At 55.8% G+C, this 26,274-nt stretch carries 15 protein-coding genes; 1 reads left to right on the top strand and 14 read right to left on the bottom strand.

Annotated features, from left to right (window positions below):
• Positions 1-6: 6 nt before the first annotated feature.
• From ABC336_RS23120 to ABC336_RS23105, 4 genes are all read right to left on the bottom strand, one after another.
• A complete protein-coding gene (locus ABC336_RS23120; protein ID WP_413240888.1) occupies positions 7-837 on the bottom strand; it encodes a carbohydrate ABC transporter permease in 831 nt (276 codons plus the stop codon).
• A 7-nt stretch (positions 838-844) separates the two neighbouring features.
• Positions 845-1,786, bottom strand: a complete 942-nt coding sequence (locus ABC336_RS23115; protein ID WP_413240887.1) for a carbohydrate ABC transporter permease — start codon at positions 1,784-1,786, stop codon at positions 845-847.
• Positions 1,786-3,273, bottom strand: a complete 1,488-nt coding sequence (locus ABC336_RS23110; RefSeq protein ID WP_413240886.1) for an ABC transporter substrate-binding protein — start codon at positions 3,271-3,273, stop codon at positions 1,786-1,788. The genes ABC336_RS23115 and ABC336_RS23110 overlap by 1 nt, the downstream gene beginning before the upstream one ends.
• Positions 3,274-3,372: 99 nt before the next feature.
• The gene (locus ABC336_RS23105; protein ID WP_413240885.1) at positions 3,373-4,764 is read right to left on the bottom strand and encodes a response regulator transcription factor; all 1,392 of its coding nucleotides are present in this window, start codon (positions 4,762-4,764) and stop codon (positions 3,373-3,375) included.
• 114 nt (positions 4,765-4,878) lie between these two features.
• Between ABC336_RS23105 and ABC336_RS23100 the strand changes: the two genes are divergently transcribed.
• Positions 4,879-6,696: a cache domain-containing sensor histidine kinase gene (locus ABC336_RS23100; RefSeq protein WP_413240884.1), complete on the top strand. Its 1,818-nt coding sequence runs from the start codon at positions 4,879-4,881 to the stop codon at positions 6,694-6,696.
• A 118-nt stretch (positions 6,697-6,814) separates the two neighbouring features.
• Here ABC336_RS23100 and ABC336_RS23095 read toward each other — a convergent pair whose 3' ends face one another.
• The 10 genes from ABC336_RS23095 to ABC336_RS23050 all read right to left on the bottom strand — a co-directional run bounded on the left by ABC336_RS23095 (position 6,815) and on the right by ABC336_RS23050 (position 26,269).
• Entirely contained in the window at positions 6,815-10,303 is a 3,489-nt protein-coding gene (locus ABC336_RS23095) for a golvesin C-terminal-like domain-containing protein (RefSeq protein WP_413240883.1), read from the bottom strand.
• Positions 10,304-10,327: 24 nt separating this feature from the next.
• The gene (locus ABC336_RS23090; protein WP_413240882.1) at positions 10,328-11,479 is read right to left on the bottom strand and encodes an alpha-L-fucosidase; all 1,152 of its coding nucleotides are present in this window, start codon (positions 11,477-11,479) and stop codon (positions 10,328-10,330) included.
• On the bottom strand, positions 11,476-12,870 hold the full coding sequence (locus ABC336_RS23085; protein ID WP_413240881.1) for a sulfatase family protein: 1,395 nt from the start codon (positions 12,868-12,870) through the stop codon (positions 11,476-11,478). The genes ABC336_RS23090 and ABC336_RS23085 overlap by 4 nt, the downstream gene beginning before the upstream one ends.
• 127 nt (positions 12,871-12,997) lie before the next feature.
• Entirely contained in the window at positions 12,998-17,791 is a 4,794-nt protein-coding gene (locus ABC336_RS23080) for a glycosyl hydrolase family 28-related protein (RefSeq protein WP_413240880.1), read from the bottom strand.
• A 20-nt stretch (positions 17,792-17,811) separates the two neighbouring features.
• Positions 17,812-19,362 carry an extracellular solute-binding protein gene (locus ABC336_RS23075; protein WP_413240879.1) on the bottom strand — a complete coding sequence of 517 codons (1,551 nt, stop codon included), beginning with the start codon at positions 19,360-19,362 and terminating at the stop codon, positions 17,812-17,814.
• A gap of 87 nt (positions 19,363-19,449) precedes the next feature.
• The gene (locus tag ABC336_RS23070; RefSeq protein ID WP_413240878.1) at positions 19,450-20,307 is read right to left on the bottom strand and encodes a carbohydrate ABC transporter permease; all 858 of its coding nucleotides are present in this window, start codon (positions 20,305-20,307) and stop codon (positions 19,450-19,452) included.
• Positions 20,301-21,251, bottom strand: a complete 951-nt coding sequence (locus ABC336_RS23065; RefSeq protein ID WP_413240877.1) for an ABC transporter permease — start codon at positions 21,249-21,251, stop codon at positions 20,301-20,303. The genes ABC336_RS23070 and ABC336_RS23065 overlap by 7 nt, the downstream gene beginning before the upstream one ends.
• A gap of 166 nt (positions 21,252-21,417) precedes the next feature.
• Entirely contained in the window at positions 21,418-22,929 is a 1,512-nt protein-coding gene (locus ABC336_RS23060) for a response regulator transcription factor (protein ID WP_413240876.1), read from the bottom strand.
• A complete protein-coding gene (locus ABC336_RS23055) occupies positions 22,901-24,718 on the bottom strand; it encodes a sensor histidine kinase (RefSeq protein ID WP_413240875.1) in 1,818 nt (605 codons plus the stop codon). Before ABC336_RS23055 ends, ABC336_RS23060 begins: the two co-directional genes overlap by 29 nt.
• A gap of 51 nt (positions 24,719-24,769) precedes the next feature.
• Positions 24,770-26,269 carry a sulfatase family protein gene (locus ABC336_RS23050; RefSeq protein WP_413240874.1) on the bottom strand — a complete coding sequence of 500 codons (1,500 nt, stop codon included), beginning with the start codon at positions 26,267-26,269 and terminating at the stop codon, positions 24,770-24,772.
• Positions 26,270-26,274: the final 5 nt, after the last annotated feature.

The raw sequence follows: 26,274 nt of genomic DNA, 5'->3' as shown, positions 1-26,274 counted from the left end.
TGCATGTCACCCCTTGACGGATCCGGAGATCCCTTCGATGAAGAAGCGTTGGAAGACAAGGAAGACGACCATGACCGGTACCAGCGAGATCGAGGCAGCGGCAGCCATCCCCGACCAGTCGATCGAATATTCGCCGACGAAGGAGTACATCCCCACGGCCAGCGTCCGCAGCTCCGGCTTGCTCAGCGTGAAGACAAGCGGTGTGAAGAACGAATTCCAGGTCCAGATGAACTGCATGATGGCCGTCGTTGCAATGATCGGCTTGGAGAGCGGCAGCATGATCTGCACGAAGGTGCGGATAAAGCCTGCGCCATCGATCTCGGAGGACTCCTCCAGCTCCTTGGGGATCTTGTTGAAGTACGACATGAAGAGCAGGATGAACAGCACATGCGCGCCCGACGACTCGGCCAGGATGACGCCAGCAAGCGAATTAAGCAAGCCGAGCTCCTTGATAATGTGATAGATCGGGATAATCGTATATCCCTTCGGGATAAACATCGTCGCCGTGATGGCTACTACGACGAACGTCCGGCCGGGAAAATTGACTCTTCCGAGCGCATAGCCAGTAAGGCCGCAGAGCAGCACGACGATAACCACTGTACTGACGGTAATGATGACCGAATTGAAAAAATAAGTCGAGAACTGGGCTTCATTCCACGCTCGCACATAGTTGGCGAACTGCCAGGTCTCAGGGACCAGGCTGATCCCCGAATTGATAAACTCGGTATTCGTCTTGAGCGATGAGAAGACCATCCAGATAAAAGGATAGATCCAAACCAGGCCGAACCCGAGCAAGAGAACATGCAGCACCAGATTCAAGGCGTTTTTTTTGAGCATCCGTGCATCAGACTCCCTTCGCTGAGGCGCGGAGCTTGTCTGTCTGCTTCTCGCCGCCCGATTTTTTGACCAGCCAGCCCAGGAACAGCGTCAACAGGAAGATCGCCATGCCGAACAGGATCCCCGCAGCCGATGCGTATCCCATCTGGGGCAAGCCCTGGGCGTCAAATGCGTATTCGTAAATGTACAGATCGACTGTCTCGGTGGCATAGAAAGGACCGCCGCCGGTCAACGTCTTCGCGAGATCAAATACATGCATGCTGTTAACGACAGTCAACAGTAGGATGACTGCTGCATAAGGCAGCAGCAACGGCACCGTAATATGCCGGAAGGTCGGCAGCGTACCGGCACCGTCGACCTTGGCCGCTTCATACACATCGGCCGGGAGCGACTGCAAGGCCGCCAGCCAGTAGATCATGATCATCCCGAAGAACTTCCACGAGCCGACCAGGATCAGCACGGCCATCGCCGTAAACGGCCGGCCCAGCCAAGGGATCGATTCCTCCAGAACCCCCAGCTGCAGCAGGATTGAATTGACAAGCGCATCCTCATTGCCGAAGATAAATTTCATAATGATGCCGACGACCGCAGCGGTTGTTACGACAGGCAGAAAGTACAGCGCACGGTAGAAGGTCTTGCCCCCGAAGCGGGGGCGGTTCAGCAGCAAAGCCATAATGAGCGACAACGGCAGGAGGATCAGGCACTTCATACCGATGTAGACAAGCGAGTTCTGGAAGGCATTCCAGAACCGCTCATCGCTGATCAGCCGCGTGAAGTTGTCGAATTGCACATACCTCGTCAACGGTCCGATCCCGCTCCATTCGTAAAACGAATAGATATAGCTCATAATAATCGGGTAGATCGTGAATAGAACAAAGAAGACCATTTGCGGCAAAATGAAGAGATAGGCCCAGATGTGTTTAATTTTTTGCCGTTTGGTGCTTTTCATTAGTTCGTCCCCAGCTCGTCATACTTGTCAGTCGTATAAGGCTCAAGCGGCGTCCAATTCTCAAACACATAATCGGAGGCCTGGACCTGGTTGCCGCCGCCCGCCACAACATCGATGGAAGCCTGCAGCAGCTCATTGTACTCACCGCTCAGCCGCTCAAGCATCTCCGGCATATTGCTGACTTGGCCGGCGAGATAGCCCTCCAGGAAGGTGCCCAGATTGTTCTTCGGAAGCTTGGCCCCCATCTCTGCAGTCACCTCGATTGTCGCCAGATTGCGCTGGAATGGCGAAGGCGACAGGATGAACTGATCGTTTTGGATTTGCATCGCCTGTACGAACTGGGTATTGTCGCTCTGGAAGTTTTCGTTTTGTTCGACGATCGGCGATCCGTCAGTACCCGTCTCCAGCAGCTTTGGATAGTAGTTGTCAATTACGAATTGCAGGAACAGCTTGACTTCCTCGAAGTGAGGCGTGTTTTTATTGACATGGATCGGCGCTGGCGTCTCGCCCTGGAAGCCCCAGTATTGCGGCAAGCCGTCCTTGGTCGGCAGCGGCGCCGAGCCGAACCGGTCAAAGTCGAAATCATTTTGCAGAATAGCTGTTTTGTACGAGCCTTCGACCAGGAAAGCCGCCCTGCCGCCGGCAAACAGACTGCTCGCTTCATTGGTATCGATCACCAGGCTGTTCGGGTGGAGCAGCTTCTCATCCTGCATGTTCTTCAGAAAATCCAGCGTTTGCACAATGCCTGGCGCATGATGCTCGTATTGACCCGTCTTATAGTTGATCGATGTGTTCGGGAATACCTCTGGCGAGATCGCGCTTGCCATCGATTTCACCGCGCGTTCCATCAGCCAATGCGTCTTCAGCCCCATGATCAGGCACTGATTGTCCGCTGCGACGATCGTGCGGCAGACGTTCTCCAGCTCGTCCCATGACTTCGGCACATCGGCTTCTGTCAATCCGGCTTGCTCGAGAACATCGAGATTATAGAACATCATCGTCGAGAAACGGCGGGAAGGCAGGTTGGGGAAGGCATAGATCTTGTCATCCATCGTCGTATAGCCTTCCATCCACGTTCCCTCGTAGAAGCGGTCGCGCATCTCCGGCGTGATGATCTCATCCAGATCATGGAGAATGTCCAGTTGATGAAGATTGGCGAGCTGCAGCGCTCCGCCGCCCGGGAACATGTCCGGGAGTTCATTGCCGGCGATCGCCGTCTGTACCTGCGCGGCCCATTGGTCTGGCGGCGTGGACACCAGCTCCACCTGGATATGCGGATATTCCGCCTCGAAGGCATCGATCGTCTCCTGCATGATCGCCTGCGGCTCCGGCCATCTGTACCACAACGTCAGATTGACTTCCTCTTGCTGGTCCTCCGTTCCGGTTTGCGGCGTCTCTTGCGGCTGATTGTTGCCGGAGCATGCTGTGATCAGCATAATACTGGCCAGCAGCAGCATCACAAGCTTGCTTGCAGTTTTCTTGTTCATTGGTGAATCCTCCCCTTGATCTATACTTGTCACATGGCAAGTATAGCAAGTGTGCTTGTATCCGATTAGGGGAATAAATAAACCGCAGGTCAGAAAAAATTAATGGTTTTGTCTGCGGTATTCTCCCGGCGTACAGCCATAAGCCTTGCGAAACAGCTGACTGAAGTACTTGCTGTCCTGATACCCCGACTCGCCAGCGATCTCCCCCACCAGCTTGTCCGTTGTCAGGAGCAGCCGGGCTGCTTGCTTCATCCTGAGGCTTGTCGCCTGATGGACAAATGCCGTGCCGGTCTCCTGCTTGAACATCCGGCTCAGTGCAACCGGGTGCACTTGCAGCTTGGCCGCCGCCGCTTCCAGGCTGATCACCCCGTGGTGGCGGACAAGCAGCTGTTCGGCCTGCTGAACGACCGTTTTGCCGGGCTGCTCCTGGGCAAGCCTGGCTTCCTCCAGCGCCCGGATGCCTCCCAGCACCACATGCGCGATACGTCCGCTAAGCTCCTGCCAGCTCGGCCACTGCCGCACCCACTCCAGCCAGTAGTCCGCCTTCTCCTTCTCGATAACCCGCGGCCTGGAGCCCGAGATCAGACCTTCATCCAGCATCGCCATCAGATAGGCGGACTCTACATGAAGAGCTGGCAGTCGCAGCGAGGCCGCTGCCTCAAACCAGCGCTGCAGCCACTGCTCCGTCAAGCGGTCATCCCGGTCTCTGGCGGCATCCATCACCCGGTCGCGGCAGGTCTTGCATTCGCGGATGGCATAATTGTCCGTACTGGCACTGCGCTCCGCCGGCCGGCCCATGAACCGTTCGGTTTCCAGCCGTTGCCTGGCTTCGGCCAGCTGTAAGACGAACTCATCGCTCTTCACAAAGGTGTGGTCTTCTGCATGTTTGGCGATACTTACGCGCCCGCTGTATCCGCCAGCCATCGCAAATGAAAAGATAACCGCCGCCCCCTTGTCCTCCTCTGTGTCTTGCAAGTCTTGAGCAGCCGAGGCGCCAAGCTCCAGCTTCTTGGGCGCTGTCTTGTCAAACCATCGCTCGGGTCGCAAGGGCCGGAGCTCCTCGATCGCCGCTCCCTCGGCTGCTAGCTGGCTCAGGACGGGCTGCAGCTGCGTCTGCAGCTCCCCGGCGAAGTGCCCTCTTATGCGCAGCAGCATCTCCTCCAGCTGTCTGCTGGCCACCGGCTTGAGCAGGTAATCGAATGCCCCGTATTTCACGGCTTTCCTCGCATATTCAAAATCGCTGTAGCCCGTCAGCAAGACCACTTGCGTGTCATGGAGACGCTCTTTAACCTGCTGCAGAACCTCCAGCCCGTCCAGCTCCGGCATCTGGATATCCGTGATGACCAGCTGCGGCTGGATCCTGATGATTTTATCCAGCGCTTCGCGCCCATATCCGACATCGAATACCTCAGGGCACAGTGAAACGCGCTCAAGCTTGCGTACGATGGTCTCCCTTACCTTCAGCTCGTCCTCCGCGATGCAAATTTTCATCCGATTCCCTCCGGTTTCCCCAAGCATTGGGCTTGCCTTGTCATTTATAAGAAATGAGGTTATTCTGTAGGGGTTAATCTGGTCAAATCTTCTCACAGGAAGGGGTCCTCGTCAATGCAAGGCAAGCTCAACAAGACACGCTGGATTACAGGTCTGCCTGTCCCTACGATCCGGGTCAGACTGTTCCTGCTGCTGCTGACGGCGATGCTCATCCCCACCCTGCTGGTCAGCTCGATTGCGCAATATTATATGCTGCGGGCGGGGGCCGTCCATTCCATTGACCAGTCTTCCCAGATGATGCGATACGTAGCCAATGAACTGGACAAGCAGTTGCTGAGCATGGAGCAGCAGTTGAATGGCATCGTGCTTGATCCCGAATTTCAAAAGTACCTTGCCGTGCCCAAGACCGATATCCGCTCGCAGGCTGCTGCGCAGATCAGCTTCCGGCCGCTTGTCGATTCCTTTCTGCGGTCGAATGCCGATGCCGTCGGCTTCCTGTACCTGGATAAGAAAGATAAAGTCTACTTTGAATCGCTCCACAATATTTCCCTGCAGATCGACTATCCCTTCGCCGAGGATCCCGTCTATCAATCGATCCACGAGATCAACCGGACCGTCCTGCTGCCGCCCCATGAGCAAGCCTATACGCTCCTGCGGACCAGAGAGGTCTATTCGCTCGTCAGACCGGTCTATCAGTTCAGCACCAATCAGATCTCTGCGTGGATCGTGATCGAGCTGGCTGCCGATTCACTCTATGATGCGGTTCAATCGGTGGAGCTCGCCCCTTCCAGCAGGAATGTCATCTACGACGCCCACACGCGCAAGCTGCTGACGCCCGGCGCCTGGAGCGACAGTCTGGAGCCGGCTCTGCTCCCCCTGCTGCCCGGGATCGATACGCCAAGCGGCTCCTTCCAATTGCAGGCGGAAGGTATCAGCTATCAGGCCGTCTACGAGCCCGTGCGCTTCAGCAACTGGCGCCTGATCGGCATCACGCCGCTTGAAGAGCTGATGCGGGCTTCCCATCAGACCCAGCGGCTGACCTGGTTTGTCGCTTTGGCAGGCCTCCTCATCGCAGGGCTGATTGCCTTCCCGATCATGGACCGCGTGCTCCGTCCGCTTCATCGTCTGAAGCGGGGCATGCGCAGCTTGAGCAGAGGGAGTTATGTGCCGATTACGGACTATCCCAAAGACGAGTTCGGCTTCCTCATCGAGACCTATAACAACATGCTGAACGACTTGAGGCGGATGGAGCAGGAGGTGTATCAGAGCAAGCTGAACGAAAAAGAAAAGGAGCTGCTGCAGCTGCAGGCGCAGATCAACCCGCACTTCTTCTTCAACACGCTGCAGACGATCGAATCTTACGTTGAAACGGCGGACAGCCTGGCTGTCGAGGAGATCATCCAGAGCGTCTCCCGCATGATGCGCTACAACGTCCGCAATGACGGCGGCTGGGCGCCTTTGTCTGAAGAAATGGACCATATCCGGGATCTGCTCGAGATCCACCGTTACCGGACGGATCAGGCCGTGCAGGCCGAGCTCCTCATGGCACCGGAGCTGGCGCAGATGCCGGTGATGAAGCTGAGCATACAGCCCTTCGTCGAGAATGCCTTGAAGTACGGTTGGTTGCCGGGCAACGCCAACTTCCGGATTACCGTTCTCGTCCAGCAAGCGGAGGACGGGGTCCTCATCGAGATCCGGGACAACGGCCAGGGGATGAGCGCGGAGACGCTGCAGCGGCTCCGCGCGCTCCGGCCTGGCGGCGCCGCAGACCCCGCCTTCTTCGAGCGGCATACCGGCATCCGCAATGTCTATCGCCGGCTGCTCCTGGTCTATGGCGAGCAGTTCGAGTTGACCTTGAGCTCCAGGCCGCATCAAGGGACGACCGTCCGGATCCGCATCCCGTTGCGACTACCGGAAGGCACGATCCAGTAGCACGCAGGACAGCCCTTCCCTTCAAGCTCCGGTACTTGTCCGGTCTTGAGGAGAAGGGCTGCTGCGCCTTCCTATCTTTTACAGCTGAATCGTGGAATTTTTGAACTCGCACTCAGGTTCAGGAAGCGCCTGCCGCTGCGGGCACCCATCTCACGGCGTCCGCCCGGGCGCTCTTCCATTCGGTCTGATGCCATAACCGCACCCAGCCGTCCATCCCTTCGTCAAAGGCGAAGGTGCCCAGTTCCACCCAGCCCGAGCTTCCGGACGTATAATCCAGATAGACCGTCTCCATCCCGCCGCTGTGTACGATGTCAATTCTGGCATTGGGATCAGATGCGCTATGAACAATTTTGTAGATCGACACGGTATACTCCCCGGCCGCCTGGAAGTCCGGCTGCCAGGTTGCATGATGAGGCTGTGCCAGGCTTGTCGAAGAGTACCGCGTCCCTGTGCCGTTGTAGCCAGTCAGACCGCTGTTCTGCCAGGAACCCTGCTCGGTGTAACCGATATCGCCATTGTCGATAATGATCGGGCGTTCCACAGGGTCGAACCGGACCGCATCGGCCCGCAGAATCTTCCCATCCGTGTTCAAGGTGCTGCTCACATAGCCTTCCGCTCCCGCCGCGAATGGATACCGGCCAAGATATACCCAGCCGGAGGATCCCGACGTGTGATCCAGGTATTGAGTAGCTGTGCCTCCATCGTAATGGATATCGACCTTGGCCTGCGGATCCGAATCAGCTTCTACGACTTTATAAAGATAGACATCGTAATCCCGGGTCGCTGTCATCAGCGGCCTCCACTCCACTGCGCTGCTTCCTGCCGGCCCAGGTCCCGCATAGCGCGTACCCGTGCCCGCATGGCCCGTCAGCGAGCTGGACTGCCATACCCCTGTCTCCGTATAGCCGGGATGACCATCAGCGACCAGCAGTGTATCGACCGGGATCAGCTTGACGCCATTGGCCAGCAGATACGTGGACAGGGAGGGATCAGCCGCGTCCTTCTCCACCCGGATGTAGTCTGCAGCCGTTCCAGAAAAGGCATGCGACCCCAGGTATTCCCAAGCGCTGTCAGTCGTCTTGCCGTATTGACTCCTGAGGACCGTTGCGCTGTCCGTTCCATTGCCGATCGTATATCTGGCTGCCGTCGTCCCTTCCAGATGCCGCGCATTCCATACCCATACTTCATACGTCTTGGCTTCGATCCCCTCGCCCGGAGACCACTCAAAATAGGTGGACGGACCATATTGCTGCGTCACCGTGACCCGGCCGAACTCCCCGCGCTGCCACCACTTGATCCAGCTTCCTGCACGTGAATATCCGGACATGTTCGTGGCATAGGCGGCGATATGCTGCTCCAGCGGCGCGGCATACACCGGCGCGGAAGGCGGCGACTCGTTCCCCTCCAGATCCACGGCTGTCACGGTAATCTCGTAGGTCTGGCCATTGACGAGCCCAGTGAGCGCGTAGCTTCTGCCTGCCGGCTGCGTATTGTGCCTGACTCCGTCAACATAATAATAGTACCCGCGAAAATCGTATTCCGTATTGGCCACCCGCCAATACTCCCCGAGTGTGCCGATCTCCGCCAGCAGCGTCCCGCTTCTGCCTTGCGTGAGCGTAATTGCAGTCGCGGGCGTCGCAGGCGGGGCCGCGTCGCTGCCCGTCGTGACCGTGATCACCGCCGGTGCGGATTCACTGCCGGCATGATCGACCGCCCGGACATCAACGGTGAAGGAATGCTGCGGCAGCAGCCGGTCCAGTACAGTCCGGTTTCGGGTAACCAGCGTCTGGTTGATCCTGAAGCCGTTCATGTAGATGTTGTAGCCTTGCACGTCTGCTTCCGTATGCGCCTCCCATTGCAGCTCCACCGAGTAATTGCCCGTCACCGGTTCTGTTCCTGCCTGGTAGCTCAAGCCTGACGGCGCAGCCGGCGGGAGCGGATCGAGGGGCTCAGACGGGTACAGCTTGATGGCATCCGTCCGGAGGGCGCCATCGTGCTGGGCGCGGGAGAGCTCGATCCAGGCGTGCGTGCCGCTGAACTCATGCGTGCCCAGATGGACCCAGCGGCTCTCGCCCTCCCTGCCGGACACGATGCGATCGGCTGGCTGACCATCCGCATGCACCGTATACTTGAACTTCGAGGCATTGCCCGCATGCACCGGCAGCCAGGCATAGATGTCATAGGCGCCCGGTCCGGGCAAGACCGGCTCCCAGCTGGCCCGCGGTGCAGCGCCTGTGGCGTAGCGGGTCGTCGATTGGTCCCAGCCCCGCACTGTGGTCGAGGTGTTCCAGCTGCCCGCGCTTTCATCGTACACTGTCGTATCCTGTTCACTGGCCAAGGCGGCTATGGGGATGAGCATGACACTGTCGGCCCGGATATAACTGGCGTCGCCACTGACCTTGGCGATCGAGACATACTCGCCCGCTGTCCCGGCAAAGTCATACACGCCGAGCGAGATCCAGTTCTGACCGGCGGTCTGCTGATTCAGCGTCCGCGTCGACGCTGTCCCGTTATGCTGCACGGTGACCTGTGCCGCCGCGTCCGTACTGTCGAAGTAACTGGGGTTCCAGATGAACACCTCGTAGCTGCCCGCATCCACCGCCGTCGTCCAGCGCGCTTCTGCGCCGGGCTCGTTGGATTGCCGCGTCGAGCGGTCCTGGTAACCGAACGGCACGTTCGTACTGTCCCATAGCCCTGTCTCGGTGTATGCCGGATCCTCATTGTCATAGATGACGGCTTTCAGATGAGCCTGGACCAGCTCCGGCTGCTCCTTCACGTAATAACGGAAGTAGTCGACGTACATGTAGCCGGGAAGCACGCTGTCATCTACCTCCAGTGCGTCATGCGACAGCTGGAGCGCGGTAAGCCACAGATTTTGCATCGCATGCGGCCCTTGGTAGGGATAGGTTTTGATCACCTCGCCGTCGACGTACCAGATGACCCGGTCCGGCAGCCATTCGAATCCGTAGACCCTGTACCCTGCCGTCGGATCATCGATCGTGACGATCGACTCGCTGCCCTCCGGCTTTACATGCCGGCCGTTGGGCGTGTTGTGATAGTGCGAGGTTGCAATCAGCCGCGTCGGATTGTCGGAGTCCACCTCGAACATATCAATCTCATTGATCATATTCATGAATGGCAGGTAGTGCTCATGATCAGAGGCAAAGTTCAACCCCATATTCCAGAAGGACTGATGCAGCCCGTGCCCTTCCGCCCACAGCTTGGCCCGGATTTCGTAATAGCCGTAGCCAAGCAGCGATTTGGTAATGACGCCGCTGCTCGTGTACGGCACGCCGTTGTTCTCAGCAGGATCGGCCGCCTTGTCGAACGCGAGCCGGAGCGCCTGGACCGAAGGCTCGTCAGGATCCGTGGTTACGCTTACATTTTCCGGTACATTGCGTCCAAAAAAACGGGTATCTTTCCGGTAAAGCCACTTGTCCGTATCCAGCGCCGCGCCGTCAAATTCATCGCTCAGCTCCGGCACCAGCACATACGCCTCCGAGGGCGGCGCTGCCGATGCCTCATGCTTCTGCAGCAGCAGAAGCATGATCATCGCGAGCGCGCCGATCAACACCAGCCTTGGTACACCTTGGACTACACGATCCATGCAAAGACACCTCCGAATAGTGGATTAGATCGCGCCGGCTCCGGTGTCTGCATCCTGGTGCAAACCCCTTGCCCCCGCGCCGTCTGACTTGAATCCGTCCTTCCTGATCCGCTCTCCCATCTGAAGCAGGGTCTGGTAATCCTGCGGATGGACCGAGCCGTCCGGCAGCAACCCGGTATTGAGCAGTAGATTGCAGCGGTGCGCCGCCGCATGCCCGAGCCGGTCCATCGCTTCATCTGCCGTGATGTGCTCCGCTCCCCGGATATAGCCCCACCCCTTGCGCTGCAGGATCGTGCAGACCTCATTCCATTTATCTCGGTGGGCTTGCCACACCCGGTTGGACATCGCGATGGCGTCTTCTGTCGCGCCGCCCTTGCGCAGCCGATCCTCCAGCGGGACGAAGCTCATCTCCTGTGACATAAAGTCTTCTTCCCCCGTCACCCCCTGCTTGAAGGAGATCAGGCACTGGGGCTGCAGGGAGCGGATCAGCTCGTAGGTCTCGCTTACGGGGAACAGATCCGGCCTGTAGTAGCAGGCGGAGATCAGATCGAACCAGACGCCGGCTACTGGCCCGTAACCGGTCAGCAGCTCGCGCAGCTGCGCATGCATGAAATCGACGTAACGCCTGAAATCGCTCTCCTGGCTGTACAGATACCGGGGCTCGGCATGCTCGTATTCCGGTCTGGCGCACAAGACGCCAGTGTCGTTGGAGGCGAAGTACGGGTGACGCCAATCCGCCCCGTAGCTGTAATAAAGGAACAGGCCGATGCCCTGGCGTTCGCACGCCTGGGCAAGCTCCTTGACCAGGTCGCGTCCGGCGGGCGCCTTCTTGCTGTTGAAATCTGTCTCCCTGGTCTCGAACAGACAGAAGCTGTCATGGTGCCGGGTGGTCACATTGATATACGACATCCCCGCCCGGACGGCCAGATCGACCAGCTGCTCCGCATCGAACTGCTCGGCAGTAAACGCCCCCTGCAGCTTCTCATACTCGGCAACAGGAATCTTCTCGTGGTACATCACCCACTCGCCGCGCTCAAGCAGGCTGTACAAGCCATAGTGGATAAACATGCCGAATCTTGCATCGCGGAACCAGGCGAGCGCCGCTTCGCGCGGATCCTTCTCGTACAATCGTTCGTAGCCCTTCAAGTAGGAAGGCATCTGTTGGTCAGCTATCATGTGGAGTCCTCCATCGGTAGATTTGGTTGCGTCTGCTCCCAGGAAGCCGCCAGCGGATCTCCCGTCTCGAGGAGCCACTGCTTCATCGTCAGGCTGAGCTCATCCGCGAGCTCGCGGTGAGCGGGGTCGCCATACAGATCTCTCAGCTCCCACGGATCCTCGGTCAGATGAAACAGCTGCATCCGGTTGACGCCGGCACCCGTCTGCGGATGCCGCCAATAACGGATCAGCTTCCAGTCCCTCGTCTTGATCATGCGCTGCTGATAGCGGTAAGCCGATCCGACCGCAGCACGCACCTCCGCCTGCTCCCCTCTTATCAGGGGCAGCAGATTGTGTCCTTCCGCCGTCCCCGGGACCGGCACAGAAGCGAGCTCGCACACGGTCGGGTACAGATCATACGTACAGGTCAGCGACTCGATAACCGCACCGCTCGGGATGCCGGCACCGCTGATGATTAGCGGGATGCGCACACTGTGCTCGTACATATTCTGCTTGCCCATCAGACCATGGCTGCCGATGGCGATCCCGTGATCTGCCGTATAGATGATGACGGTATCCTCCCGTTTGCCGCTCGCTTCCAGCGACTGCAGGATACGCCCGATCTGCGCGTCCAGATGCGTGATCATCGCATAATAAGCGGCCAGCTCGGCGCGCGTCCCCGTCTCGGTGCGGGGCAAGGGGGCCAGCTGTTCATCCCTTACCTCCAGCTCGCCGTTGTCGAAGGGATGACGCGCCAGGACATTGGGCGGCAGCAGGAGCTGAGCCGGATCGTACATCCGGTGATAGCGCTCGGGCGCCCTGCGGGGATCATGGGGAGCGGTGAAGCCGATATACAGAAAAAACGGCTCACGCTCCTCAGCTCCCTCGATAAAAGCGGTCGCTGCATCGGCGAACAGCTCCGAGGCGTGACCCTGCTCGGTGCGCTTGGTCTCCTCCGGGTACAAGCCCTCCGGATCGTAAGGCTGCGTCGGCGTCTCGTACGGATCGCTGTAGCCCCGGAAGAACAGACGGTCCCCGCCGCCGAAGCTGCGCTGAAAGCTCGCCTTGTCATTATGCCATTTGCCGATCGCATAGGTCCGGTAACCGGCGCCTCGCAGCGTCTCGGCCAGCAACGGCCGCTCTTCCCGGATCGTCATGGCCCCCTTGGAGTCCACATCCTCCGTGCTGACCGCCGCCCGGAACGGGCTCATGCCGGCATGAAGCGCTGCCCGCGCCGGCGCGCAGACAGCCTGCAGCACACCGCCCAGCATATGAGACTGGCGGAAGCTGGCGCCTTGCCGCGCCAGCTCGTCGAGTACTGGAGTATGCACCGCCTCCAGTCCTGCCGCGCCGATAGCGGAGTAGCGATGGTCGTCGGCGACAATGCAGATGATATTCGGTCGTTTTGACATAGGCGCTCCTCTCCCGCAGGCAGCAGCTGCTGCGACGGCCAAGTCGGCGGCTCTGCCCTGGATACTCTTATCCTAGCATCCAGCGCAGCCGGAGAAGTTCACTATTCTATGCGTTTCTTTCAAAGTTTTACGAATGATCTCCATCCGTTAGCCCTGCATGCTGCAGGACCCGATGAAGCAGGACGACGGCTTCAGCCCTGGTCATGGTACGATGCGGTTGTATATGATTGCCGTTGCCCTGGACGAGACCGGAGGCGATCATTCGACCGATGGCATCCCCGGCCCATGCAGATACCTCCGCTGCATCTGTGAAGCGATGAATAGCTCCGCTGTCCGTATCCAACATCCCCCCGCCTGGCTGGCTCTCTCTCACTAGCCGAAGAGCCCGTTCAATAATTACGATTCCTTCCTGTCTGGTGATCGGTCGTACGCCCTGGAACAGACCATCTCCTGTGCCGCGTATGAGATCATACGCATGGGCGATGGCAATCTCCCGATGGGCCCAATGATCAGCTGAGATATCCTGAAACTCGGCAGCATAGGTCTGGTTATCCATCAATCCCATCCCCCGGACGACGATGGCAGCGTATTCAGCTCTCGTCACCTCCCTATCTGGCAGGAAGAGACTTGCGCCCGCGCCTTGCAGCAGCAGTCTTGCACTCATCTGACCTGCAATTGCCCCGGACCAGTGCCGGCTTAGATCGTCAAACTTGACGGGATTATGAACCGCCGCGTAAACGCCGCTCATTCTTCTGTCGCTTCCTGAGGCAAGCCCGGGTCCGTCAGCCCTTTGCAATCTAGTAGGCACATGGTGTACAGAGCCATCGTCCATGACCCTGACTACCGTCGTCAGCCGGTCTTGCTCCCGGGGCAAGACGATCTGCTTGGCGACATAGGCACTTGCCATATCCAAGCGATGCTGCAGCTCACCGTGATGGATATAGAGCGACAGCTCCACCGGATCGACAAGCAGCTCATAGCCGACGTCAGCAGCCTTTGATCTTGCGTTGGACAGCAGAAGCTCTGGCGCTCGGGACATGTGCAAACGGACTTCAAGATCGGACAACGGGATCTCTTCCGCCGAGGCGAAGGAAGCCATAGCCGGATATATCGCTTTGTCCATGGTATAGATTGCAGCAGGATGAACCAGCTCCAGAACACTGTCTGTCTCGGCAAGCAATAGCAGGTGATTCGCCTTCAAGCCCCGCCAATCCACCTTCCCCTCATGGGGAACCTCGATGACCAGATGCATCTGCTTGCCTTGCTCCAGCAACCCGGTGATCCGATCGCCGTCCATGTCCACCCGCACGAATTGACCGCCCTCTTCCTCCGATTGAACGGCTTGAGCCAAGGGAACGTTCACACCATCCACTGCAGACCTGATCTCCAACGTTGGGACATCATCCGCGGCAGCGGGAGGAAGCTGCGGCAGCCACCCGTTGTCAGCACTTCCTCCGCCTCCGCTGCCACTCCCATTGCCTCCATTCTCTCCGCCTGAAGCCGGCTGGCTCTCCAGGCTGTCATAAGCCAGCTCAAGCTTGACTAGCGCCTCATCGACCTGCAATTGTGTGGCTTGAGTGCTCTGCAACACCGCTTCTGCTTCAGACAAGGCTTGCTGGAGACGCGCCCAGCTCTCGGTCGTGTAGCTTGCTTCTAATAAATCACCATTGTGCATCGCGTTTCGCACCCATGCTGCTAGCGTCTGCAACGCCGCATCATCCAGTTCCGCTACAAGTGCAGCTGGCGTTGTCAGACTGGTGTGATCCATGTAATACGTCCATTCCGGTTCAGTATTTGTAAAATAAATAATGGCTTCGTCCAGATTGCCCTCCCACGTCAGATTGACTGTTCCGCTCAGCTTCTTCCATCTGTAGTCTTCTGCCAACCGGGCTACGGTATAGACTCGTGTTTCTCCACCATATGTCAATCGGATCTTGGCGCTGATCTCACTCGGCGTCTGGATCAGGCCGTTCTGCGGACTGTACTGCAACGGCCCTTCGTTCTTTACCCTTGCCTCAAATGTATAAGCGCCTGGCCCGTATTGCTCCAGCGCGGACTTGATGGACTGTTGCGGCCCCTCGTAGATCTGCTCACGGTCACTGATCTTCAAAGCCGCATGCCCAGCATACACGATGTCTGTATCCACTGTCAGGCTCACATTGCCGAAGGTTTCCCAGCCTGCCAGCCCCGCTTCAAAGCCGTTATTAACGAGCAGGTTGGCAAGCTGTACAGCCTGCTGGCGGCTGGCGAGCAGAGCATAATCGATCCTGAATTGCTGCGCATGGCTATGTTCGATCCTGAGCTCAGCTGACACCAGCGTTCCCTCCCAGTGTACTTCCGCATCGCCCTTCAGACGCCTCCAGGTTGTGCCCGTCTCTACGGATGCCAGATCGATGATCTGCTGCTCTGCCCCGTTGTCCAGGAAGAGGCTCGCCTGGACCTGACCGCTCGAATGATCATTTTGAACCCAGGCTTCAAAGGAATAACGGCCTGGCCCTTGTTCCTGGAGCGCGGCAGCCACATCGGCAGCAGCACCCGAACCCGTGATCTGAAGCGCTTGCTTCCCTTCAAACACATGACTCCCGGTATAATCGACTTGAGCGTCCCCAAGCGGCATCCACCCTTCTTGAAGCTCCATGGAGCCATTCCGCAGATGATTGCCGGCATGTCGGTACACGACGATCGGATGATCATCCGGCAACCGATCGTCTCCGTCGGCTACCCATAATGCGTCTGGAAGCTCATTTGTCGAATACGCCTTGCGAGCCATATTGTACAGACTTACGTCCGATGAATCCTCTATCACAAAGATAGCTTCATCATTTGGATTGGTAATGCTGTAGTTTCCCGAGCCTCCGAACACATTGATGTCGCGCGAATGCACGATCCGCATCAGTTCATCGTAAAATTCATATTTGAATGCAAATATCGATACCTGGTTGGAATCTCTGATCTCCGATTGCGGGGAATGATAGGCATGCTCGATATCAAAATAATAAAACGTTAACGGACGGCTCACGCCTTCGACCAGTACATACCGGAAGGGCTCCTCGATACTGCCAAGCTCCGCCGTAGTCGACATATCCGCCACCAGATTGTACACCCTGCCGCCGGCATTGCCGCTGAAGTGGATTAAGGGCGCTTTGAACACATTATCGCGATAATGGCGATTGAACTCATCCTGTTCCTCGACGAAGGAAAACTGGATATCGCGCACCAGACTCTCGCCGCTTTTCATAGAGAACAGCGTCAAGTGCTTTTGCCCGTCCGTTCCTAGTCGAAAACTGGGCTTGTTGCCAAGAATCGCAAAGTCGGACAAGACGATGCCTCCCTGCGGGTCGTCCGCCGTCGCGAGCGCCGCTGTCGGTGCGGTGACGATCCAGTCCGTTGAGACCTGCAGGACAGAGATATTCTTCCCCGCGCCAATCAGCTTGACACCGGGCCGCACTTGAATCGGACTGCGGATATGAAAATGACCGCGAGGAATAAATACCGTCTTTCCATAATTAGGGTGACTGCTGTCGGCCGCTTCATCGATCGCGGTTTGAATGGCCGGCGCGTCATCATCCATTGCATGATCCGGCGTCGCGCCATAGGCGATAATGTTCAGTTTGTCCGGCTCTTCCCAGGAAGGCATCGTGTCCCATAGATGTCTGGCAATCAAATCCGTCTCAGGCTGATCTACATCCTCAAGCGGCGACATCCTCGCATAATCAACAGCCGTATTGGCATATTCCTCGCTATCTATATAGATGTGACCCAGATCGGAAGCGGTTGCAAAGAAATACTCGGGTATGCGTTTCCATTGCGAGCTATTGCCGAACACAAACTCACTTGGCGCATGCCGGACCCCGCTCTCGATCAATACATGAGCTTTTATAAAGACATTGTGCAAGGTTACATTTTGATCAAAATTATAGATGCCGCGCCCTGTCCCCCCCAATACTTCAATCTGACCGTCTACCATGGTCAGGTTGGCGTGCGACACATCCGAAGCGCCAGTGCTGATACTTCGGACATAGACGGCACGGTAAGACGTGCTCGGACTCGCGGGGCTGATAATATTGAAGCCGGTAACGATAAGCGCCCCTCTCGATTCCCTCACATCAATACCATATTGGCTCTGACCTTCAAGATGCACACCGACCACTAGAGGTGTAGGCCGGTATTGGTTCTGGTAAATGCCGATCTTGCCCCCGAGCACCTTAAGATTAACGACACTGCCCCCGCTGCCGGGCAAGTTGTAGATGCCGGCATGAAACTCCTCCCCGAAAATATCCACATCCTGAATGACGCAATGCTGAGCGCCAGCCATGGAAATCGCGCTCACTTCGGGGTTTGCGCCCATATCGACATCGATACCGCGGAAGGTGGCCAAATAATGTCGCTCTGCCGCCGTAGATCCGTCAGCCGGGTCGAACCAACGGAACAGCAAAAAGATATGATCCGTTACCGTGCTATGATCTGCCAGCTTGATCACTGGTCTGGCAGTGCCGGTAGTCGAGCCGACAAGCAGATGTCCAAATTTCCGCTGACTGCCAAACGGACTCCCGGGGTGATAGGTCCAGTCGGCAATCTGCTCCATGCGCAGCTGCCGTGATACCAGATACGTGCCTTCCGGGAAATAAACGACCAGATTGCTGGCATACGCGTCATCGATGGCGTTTTGAAGCGCCTCCGAATCATCGGTTATCCCATCGCCGGCCGCATGATAAGGCGCCTGCGTGACATCCAGAAATCCTTCTTCCCACGGGTGATGAATCAGATGATCCTGCAATCGCTGCGGAAACGTGCTGCTCGCTGCATTTTCATAGTATCGGAAGTGTGCGTGGACCTCATGAGCCGGAAAATACGGACTGATCCCCCACACCAGACAGATCGTTATGATGCACACGCATAGTTTTGCAATTGGTCTCAACATTGGCGCCTCCCAATAGAAGATTATTGTTGCAAATCAAGCTCATCGAACTGCTGTCTGCTGCTTTCCAGAAAAGTGTCATAATGAAAAACATTTTCGAGCGTTTCAAGAAAAGAGGCATACTGGGACAACGGCGCTTTATCATAGAAAAACTTCAGGAGCTCTTCCTGTATAAAGCGATTGGCATCCGCCGGATTGTAGCCGGTCGGGTTTTGCAGCAAGCCATTGTAGGTTTCAATATAATCAAGCTTGTTGCCATCCTCAATGTAGGACGCTTGCTCCGGAAATTTTGTAGTCAAATATTCCAGCTCCGGCCGCCCCATAATTTGATACACCCAAGTAAACTGCACCTCGGCGTTTTTCTCCATCATCACCTTTGGCTTGCCGCTTTCTATGGTGTAATGCTCATCCAGCAAGCCGTAAGATACCAGATCCAGACCTTCTTCGGAAGAAACATAATTAAGCAGCTCCAACACTTTTCTCAGCTTATCTGGCGAACGCTCCAGACTTTTCGGCAGGGCGACATACCCGCTCGTCGCGCCGCGGTCCACGTAGCCCATCTGACTTCCTGCCGGTCCCGCAAGCGTCATTATCCGAACCCACTCCGCTTCCGGATTGGCTGTCTTCCACTGGTTCACTTCATTGTCGCGCATAACGACCCATTGATGATACAGAATGCCGGCCTGCCCCATAAAGGCTTTGTCGTTTGCTTGCGGCTGCTTGTTGCTAGCGAACTCCGGATCAACCACGCCTGCCGCAATAAACGATTTGATCATCTCCAGTGCATCCGCCATCGCTGGATCATAAAGCGCATTGATCAGCTCGCCTTCCTGGACATAGAATGGTGCCTCTCCTCCTTCTGGGGTTGCGATGCCATATGCGCCGAAGATCGGAGCAAAGACTTGATGCGAAGCCCCTGTGATCCCGAACGTATCTTTGCGTCCATTTCGGTCGGGGTCCTGCTCGGTAAAAGCTATCGCGGTTTCAAGCAATTCTTCGACGGTTTCAGGGATGGGCAGGCCGAGGGTATCCAGCCAGTCCTTGCGGATCCAATAAGAAAACCTTGCGAGACTGGGCTCTTTGGCAATCGCGTATACATGGCCATTATACGTCCCTTTCTTTACTGCATCTTCGCCTAGAAACGATCTGACCTCCTCCAGTTCTTCCAGATATGGCGTGAGGTCCAATAGCAAACCTTTGTCCGCGAATTGCTGAAACTGATTTTTCGTACTGAACTCCATAATTTCCGGCAAAGTCGATGATGCCGCGCGCACATTCAATTTGTTCGATAATTCATTGTCGTCGGGTTCCTGAGAGATCACCAGATCCGTGTTCAATTTGCTGTCGATTGCCGCCTTCACAAAATCTTGATCAGGCATTTTCTGTGTCGCCCGTTTGATAACTTCGATTTTGATCGGATCTCCTGCCTCCGTATTGCCTTCATCGGACTGCATAGCATTTGCGGGCTGCTCCGTGTTGTTCATCGGTTCATTTGCTCCCCCGGAGCATGCGGCGAGCATCAGCGCGATTATGAACCACACCGATAAGCCTGATAACAGCTTTTGTGCATTCATACTACCCCTCCATTAATTTTTATAATGAATGCGGTCCCACGAACGTCATGGAAAATGACCGCGTTTCATTCTAGTCATGGCTTGCCTTTACCCCTTTACCGCGCCCAGGAGCATCCCCTTGGTGAAGTGCTTTTGCAGGAACGGATAGATACAGATGATCGGGAGACTTGCAGCTACGACGGCTGCCATTTGTATCGTTACCGTCGGGACGATGATATCCGTGTTGGTATTATTCTGCTGTGTGGTCAGGAGCAGCTCCCGGACAGCAACCTGGACTGGATGGAGTCGCTTGTCCTGCACATACAGAATGGCATGGAAAAACTCATTCCAGTGCGAGACAAGATAGAATAAGCCTACTGTGAGCAGCGCCGGCACGGATAATGGTACGACAACCTGCAGCAGCGTTCGCCACTCCGATGCACCGTCTATACGAGCCGACTCCAGGATTTCGTTCGGCAGATTTTCGAAAAAGCTCTTTAATATAATGACATTGAATGTTGCAATCGCATTAGGTATCATCATGGCCCAGACGGAATCCAACAGTCCTACGTTTTTGACGACCAGGTAAGTCGGAATCAGCCCGCCGTTGAAGATCATCGTGAAAATAACAAACAATAAAAAGGCGCTTCGAAATCGCAAGGCTTTGCGGCTCAGAGGATACGCTAGCAAGACGCTCAGTATCATATTGATCGCCGTGCCGACGACCGTAATGAAGGCCGTCACGCCAAAGGACCTGCCGATGGTGCTTTCTTCATATAAAAAACGATAAGCCTCAAGCGTAAAGCTTTGGGGGAAGAGAACGAAGCCTCCATTGCGCAGCACTTCGCCGTAAGGCGTTAATGAAACGGAAAGGACATAGAGCAAAGGCACAATGGCGATCAGCATGACACAAAAGAGCAGAACATAATTGACCGTATCAAAGAAGGTCCATTTTCGGCTTACCATATCCCTTCACCCCATTTCTTCGCCAGTTGGTTCGACATGACCACCAGGACAAAACCTATGACCGATTTAAATAATCCCACTGCTGCAGCAAGGCTGAAGTTTAACTGCTCCAGTCCTGTACGGAATACCCACGTGTCGATAATATCGGCTACCGGATATACACTGATGTTATACATGATGTAAATCTGCTCAAAGCCTGCATCGAGGATCTGCCCCAGCTTCAGGATGAGAAGAATGACGATGACATTGCGTATACCCGGCAGTGTCACATGCCAGATCATCCGCAAGCGGCCGGCTCCATCCACTCGACTCGCCTCGTACAGCGTAGGATCAATGCCGCCAATCGCGGCCAGATAAATGATCGCCCCCCACCCGAGATCCTTCCACATATCAGAGCCGACCAGCATGCTGCGAAACCAGTCTGTCGAGTGAAGAAACGGCACGGAACCACTGCCGTATTCAGAGAGCCAGCGATTGACAATCCCGGATGTCTCTGAGAAGAGCGCTACCATGATGCCGTAGATAATGACCCAGGACAGAAAGTGCGGCATATAGCTGATCGTCTGCACCCATCGCTTCATGAATGGAATCCGGCACTCGCTGAGCATAACCGCCAGTACAATGCTTGGCAGCATGCCAAACACCAGCTTGTATATACTGATCAGAAAGGTATTATTCAGAAGCTGCCAAAAATAGGGGGAATTGAAAAACTGGATAAAGTGCTTGTTCCAGGGATCTGCCCAAGGGCTTGCCAGAATACCGCCCATGATGTCGTAGTCCTTGAAAGCAATAATGAGGCCGTAAATAGGCAGGTACTTGAATACGAGGTACCAGACCACTGCAGGCAACAGCATCAAGTAGAGCGACCTTGATTTCCAGATGTCATGCAGCCAGACTTGTTTGATCAAGCCTTTCTTTGCATGCAAGCGTTCTGTTCGGTTCATGCGTGCTTCCCCTCTCTTGCGTCGATATGATTATTGTAGCTTGCCGCTCTATGAAACATTAGTCACGATTTTATCCACTTTCCCTACCAATCTTGTGATTGTTCTGAACGTCAAACGGACCGCCTGCCCTTGGGGCAAACGGTCCGCATCATGTGTTAAGCACTGTCTAGCAGTTCGCAGGACTTGGCTTCTGTGATTGGAGACGATAGATCCCCGGCGTGACGCCTAACCAACGTTTGAACATTTTAGAAAAATGATTGTCGCTTGCAAACCCTACCGCCATGCCAATCTCGCTTACTGACATATCAGTGGACAGCAGAAGCCGTTTGGCTTGGTCAATCCGATACTGGTTTACATAGTTGACAAAAGCCATGCCCGTCTTGCGTTTGAATAAAGCACTGATATAATGCTCCTCCAGATTTACATATGCTGACAGATCAGCTAGCGAGATCGGAGCGTGATAATGATAATGAATATATTGCAGCATCTTGTTGACTTCAGCGTGATCGGTCTGAATTGGCGACTGCTTCGACAACTGCCTGCCGCATTCCTCGATAAGCTTCCATACCGTTTCCTTGAAGCCGCCAGGTGAACCCGGACTTGCTATGCCAAGAAGGCCATCACTAGGCAGTGGATGTCCGCACAGATCGGCGATTTGCCGAAGCAGCCGTTGCCAGATCGATTTGAGATGATGATACGGGATAACCTGCTGACGGGCATACTCCCATATAGCTTCCATTGCTTCTCGACACGGTTGCGGTTGATAGGAAGACACACATTGTATCAAATTTTTCTCCAGCTCCCATGGCAGAGTAGCTGTCAGTCTGGCCCTATTGGGTGCAATCGCGCCCAAGTGTATCAGCTGCGACTCCGCTTGGCCGGCATACCAGCATTCATACACGCGATTCAATACCGTCTGCCACCCCTCCGATAGTTGCTCCGGCCGCAAGTTGGCCAGGACATACGCAGAGGTTGGCATCTTTTTAGAACATGCCGTATAGACCTGCCTCGGGGCAGCTGCGGTTTTGCTCCAGATGAACCAATTTATCGTATCATGGTGGTGGAATTCGTGGATGACAGCATCGTCTTCAACAAGCATTCCCGAGCCTTCCTGTACGACTGACCAATGCCAGGCCGGACTGTACAAAGCCGTAACAACCGTCACCCGATCATTGGGCAGCTCCGGTGGTGACGATAAGGAACCAACGGCTGCATCGGCTGCACCTGTCCATTGCCGCCAAAGTTCCTCATACCAGTCTTTTAATTTAAATTCATCCATCAGCTGCTTGCTTCGTTTGTCTCTATCCAGCTCCTCCCTTACCTTCTCCAGGGTCTGTCTCAGCTCATGAGGCGTCATAGAGGATTTGAGGATATAACCTGAGGCCCCTTGCCGGATCGCCTCCTGGGCATAGGCAAATTCATTCATGCAGCTCAGCATAACGAACCGGGCATTGCATCCTTCACTCCGAGCAGCGTGCAGCAGCTCCAGCCCGTCCATCATCGGCATCACAATGTCAGAGATGACGAGATCCGGCTTCAGACTCTTGATCTTCTCCAGCGCTTCCTTGCCGTCTTCAGCCTCGCCCACAACTGTAAATCCATACGCTTCCCAATTCGTATGCTTTATAAATGCCTTTCGAACAAAGGGCTCATCCTCTACGATCAGCACGTTCCACATCCGCATCCCCTCCATCATATGGGACTGAAAGAAGCAAAGGCATGCGTATCCGCACGACAGTGCCGTTCCCTTCCGCAGCCGCCATGATCTCCAGCTTCCCCGACTCCCGGAATAGCAATTGCAAGCGCTCTTTGATATTGGCCAGGCCGATACCCGGACGCTTCTTTTCCCGCACCTTGTTATGTGTGCCTGATGGATGCGCATTCCCAGGTGTAAAGGGTGTCCCGTTGTTGGAGATCTCCAGGATAAGCTCCTCCTGCTGCGTATATCCTTTGACTGTAACTACGCCGCCGCTTCGCATGTTGTGAAAGCCATGCTGATACGCATTCTCGACAAGCGGCTGCAGACATAGCTTGGGCACCAATACATAGTCCAGGTGTTGGGGCACATCGTAGAGCACTGCATGCCGGTGATCAAACCGGAAGTTCTGGATATGCACATACGCCTTCACCAACTCCATCTCCTGCTTCAAATAAATCAACTCTGTTTCGAGATTAAGGCTGGTTTCCAAAAGCTTGGCCAGCGCAATGCAGATATCTGCCGTTTCTTCATCCTGCTTGCTCAGTACATTCCAGCGAATGACATTCAATGTGTTAAGCAAGAAATGAGGATTCATCTGCGACAAGAGCATCTGGAACCGAATGGCTTCCTTCTGCCTCTCTTCCGTTTTCAGTTGTCCGATCAAACGCTGGATGTCCTTCACCATCCGGTTGAAGGAAGCAGCCAGAAACCGCATTTCTCCGTGAAAGGCATTCTCCGGCAAGGTAGTCTTCATATTATGGGGCACAAAATCCTGGAGCTTGCGCTGCAATATCGATACGGGGCGAGTAATCGTGGAGGAGATAAAAAAGGTGATGCCGATAAACAGAACAGTAAGAATCGCAGATGTGATCAAAATCCTGCTGCGCTGTGCCTCCAGATCACCAAAATAAATAGCCATGGGAAACTGACTGACGATGGTCCAGCCAAGTTGGGGAAGACGCACGGCACCGATCAGCTGCTGTCCCTCCATACGTGTGACATACGGCTGAGCTTGGGCATCTGCAATGATCTGTCTGCGCACGGAGGAACGAAGGGCATGTTCATCGCCCGTACTTGCCAAAGCCACACCGGCGTCGTTCAGCACGGCGTATTTTTGGTGAATCAGCAGCTCTCTTCCCAGTTGAAAGAGCCAGCCCTCGAAATCAATAGCAAATTTATAATAGCCGTAGGCTTCGCCGTCCTCATCAAACAAAGCATTATAAAGGCTCAGCAGAGCCCGGCTTCCAGATACCTCTACAGGCAGATCGTTGCTGTCTTCAATCACCCATACATACGTCCTCTGAGGGGTTAATTCCTTAAACACCTTGCTCGCCATCATCGTATCGTATGCGTATCTGCCCTCCGTCAATGAAGAATAGAGATTGCCGTAACGATCAGCAATATGGTAATGAACATGCGCTTGCGAGCCTCCGGTGTTCATCTCCTGACGAGAGAGGATAGGCATAACAATATCTCCGCGGGTCTGCTCATCGTAATGATCCGGATGACGCAAGAGATCGATCAACTGCGTGTTCGTTTCCAACTGCAGCATGGTCAGGAAGACACCTGACTTCAGCTTCGCCAGGCTTTGTTTGACCAGATTCAGTTGCTCGCCTGCCTGAACAGCCACACTTCTCGTAATTAATCGTTCGGTATCGCGATAGGAATACAATTGGAGCAAAGAGTAGGGAATCAGAATCAACAACAGAAATGCGAAGAACAAACGGTATTTCAGCCGGCTTGGCCAAACACGCATCAGCAGCTTCATCCTGAATCCCCCATCATGAGCTCTTATCCTAAAGCCATCATACCACTTCTCCTACTTGGCCGCATCGCGCTGGTCCCGCTGCCAGGGTACCGCATCGCTGGTTTCCTGATAGAATCGCAGCATGCGTTCCTTCAGCTGCGCCAGCGGCTCGCGGTAGGCCGGGTCGCCGGCAACATTGACCAGCTCTTGCGGATCGCGCTTCAAGTCGTACAATTCGTCGTCTTCATACAGCCGCCTTACATACTTGTAGCTCTTCGTCCGGCACATCGTCGCCTTTGTATGCTCAGGACCGCTGCTCCGATGCAGGTGCCCTCTCGGCCAGTACAGATCCTCCACCCGGTTGTTCTGCGGGGTCGAGTCCATGCAGTGCTGCTCCTCCCGCAGCCGCCCGCCTTCGCTGAATACCGCATCCCTATGCTCTTGCTCCCGGCCGCTGAGCAGCGGCACGAGGCTCTTCCCGAACTGGGTATAAGCAAGCGGCAAGCCGGTTATGTCCGCAACAGTGGCAGGAAGATCGACCAGCTCGACCAGCGCGTCGCTTACTCCCGGCCTGCTGTCGATCCAGGCGGGCGGCTTCACAATAAACGGCACCCGTGTCAGACAGTCCTCGAAGGTATTCTGCGTCTTCTCTACCAGATCATAATCGCCGTTGAAGTCCCCGTGATCCGAGAACACGAACAGGGCTGTGTCTTCGTACAAGCCATGCTGCTTCAACGCCTGGATCAGCAGGCCCAACTGATAATCGACCCTGGCGCACATGCCAAAATAAGTGGCGCGAAGCTCGTCCCACCGCTCCTCCTCCCAATGCGCCAGGCCGTAGATACTGCGCAGCTCACGCACCATGCTGGGCTTGCGCCCCCAGTTCTCGTCAGGCCGGATCCGCGGCGGCAGAGCTCGCCTGTCCGTCAAGCTGTACCATGGCTCCTCCACGCCATAAGGAGGATGGGGGTAGACCAGCGGCAGGTAGAGACAGAACGGCTGATCCGCAGGCGCCTCCGCCAAAAAACGCAGCGCATCCCGGATATGTCCCCAATCGCTGTCCGGATAACAGGAGAAGTCCGCCTCTGCAGGCTCCGACTCCAGCTTGCCGGCGAATAGCGAGCGGTAGCCATCGCTGTCCGGACCGCCCCTCCATTCATCCAGCCGGTCCATCGCATACATCGGCTTGCAGGGCATGGACGGCGTATTCTTGTGATTGCAATACTGTGCTACATTGTCCTGGGGTACCAGATCGTTTTTGCCCCCCCACCACACGTAGTAACCGGCATCCTTCAAATGCTTCAGCAGCACCGGCTCATCCGGCTTCATCATATGAAACATGGTGCGGTGCCCTCTTACGTGCGGGTACCACCCGCTCATAAAAGAGCAGCGGCTTGGCGTACAGACCGGATTCTGACAAAATGCGTTGCGGAACGAGACGGCATCTTCCCCCACGAGACGATCGAGATTGGGGGTCTGAACCGCCGGATGACCGAGATGGCCCAGCGCATCACCGCGCCACTGATCCGGATTGAACAGGATAAGATGTGGACGCTTCGCTTGGCTTCCCATGCGGA

It is taken from the genome of Paenibacillus jepli, from assembly GCF_047238105.1.
GTDB lineage: Bacteria > Bacillota > Bacilli > Paenibacillales > Paenibacillaceae > Paenibacillus_D.
This window is presented reverse-complemented; position numbering and strand designations above follow the sequence as displayed.

Excerpts from the sequence above, each read along its gene's own strand:
- ABC336_RS23050 (WP_413240874.1), bottom strand. The coding sequence starts at position 26,269 with ATGGGAAGCCAAGCGAAGCGTCCACATCTTATCCTGTTCAATCCGGAT.
- ABC336_RS23085 (WP_413240881.1), bottom strand. The coding sequence starts at position 12,870 with ATGTCAAAACGACCGAATATCATCTGCATTGTCGCCGACGACCATCGC.
- ABC336_RS23110 (WP_413240886.1), bottom strand. The coding sequence starts at position 3,273 with ATGAACAAGAAAACTGCAAGCAAGCTTGTGATGCTGCTGCTGGCCAGT.
- ABC336_RS23075 (WP_413240879.1), bottom strand. The coding sequence starts at position 19,362 with ATGAATGCACAAAAGCTGTTATCAGGCTTATCGGTGTGGTTCATAATC.
- ABC336_RS23055 (WP_413240875.1), bottom strand. The coding sequence starts at position 24,718 with ATGAAGCTGCTGATGCGTGTTTGGCCAAGCCGGCTGAAATACCGTTTG.
- ABC336_RS23115 (WP_413240887.1), bottom strand. The coding sequence starts at position 1,786 with ATGAAAAGCACCAAACGGCAAAAAATTAAACACATCTGGGCCTATCTC.
- ABC336_RS23120 (WP_413240888.1), bottom strand. The coding sequence starts at position 837 with ATGCTCAAAAAAAACGCCTTGAATCTGGTGCTGCATGTTCTCTTGCTC.
- ABC336_RS23070 (WP_413240878.1), bottom strand. The coding sequence starts at position 20,307 with ATGGTAAGCCGAAAATGGACCTTCTTTGATACGGTCAATTATGTTCTG.
- ABC336_RS23080 (WP_413240880.1), bottom strand. The coding sequence starts at position 17,791 with ATGTTGAGACCAATTGCAAAACTATGCGTGTGCATCATAACGATCTGT.
- ABC336_RS23060 (WP_413240876.1), bottom strand. The coding sequence starts at position 22,929 with ATGTGGAACGTGCTGATCGTAGAGGATGAGCCCTTTGTTCGAAAGGCA.
- ABC336_RS23095 (WP_413240883.1), bottom strand. The coding sequence starts at position 10,303 with ATGGATCGTGTAGTCCAAGGTGTACCAAGGCTGGTGTTGATCGGCGCG.
- ABC336_RS23105 (WP_413240885.1), bottom strand. The coding sequence starts at position 4,764 with ATGAAAATTTGCATCGCGGAGGACGAGCTGAAGGTAAGGGAGACCATC.
- ABC336_RS23090 (WP_413240882.1), bottom strand. The coding sequence starts at position 11,479 with ATGATAGCTGACCAACAGATGCCTTCCTACTTGAAGGGCTACGAACGA.
- ABC336_RS23100 (WP_413240884.1), top strand. The coding sequence starts at position 4,879 with ATGCAAGGCAAGCTCAACAAGACACGCTGGATTACAGGTCTGCCTGTC.
- ABC336_RS23065 (WP_413240877.1), bottom strand. The coding sequence starts at position 21,251 with ATGAACCGAACAGAACGCTTGCATGCAAAGAAAGGCTTGATCAAACAA.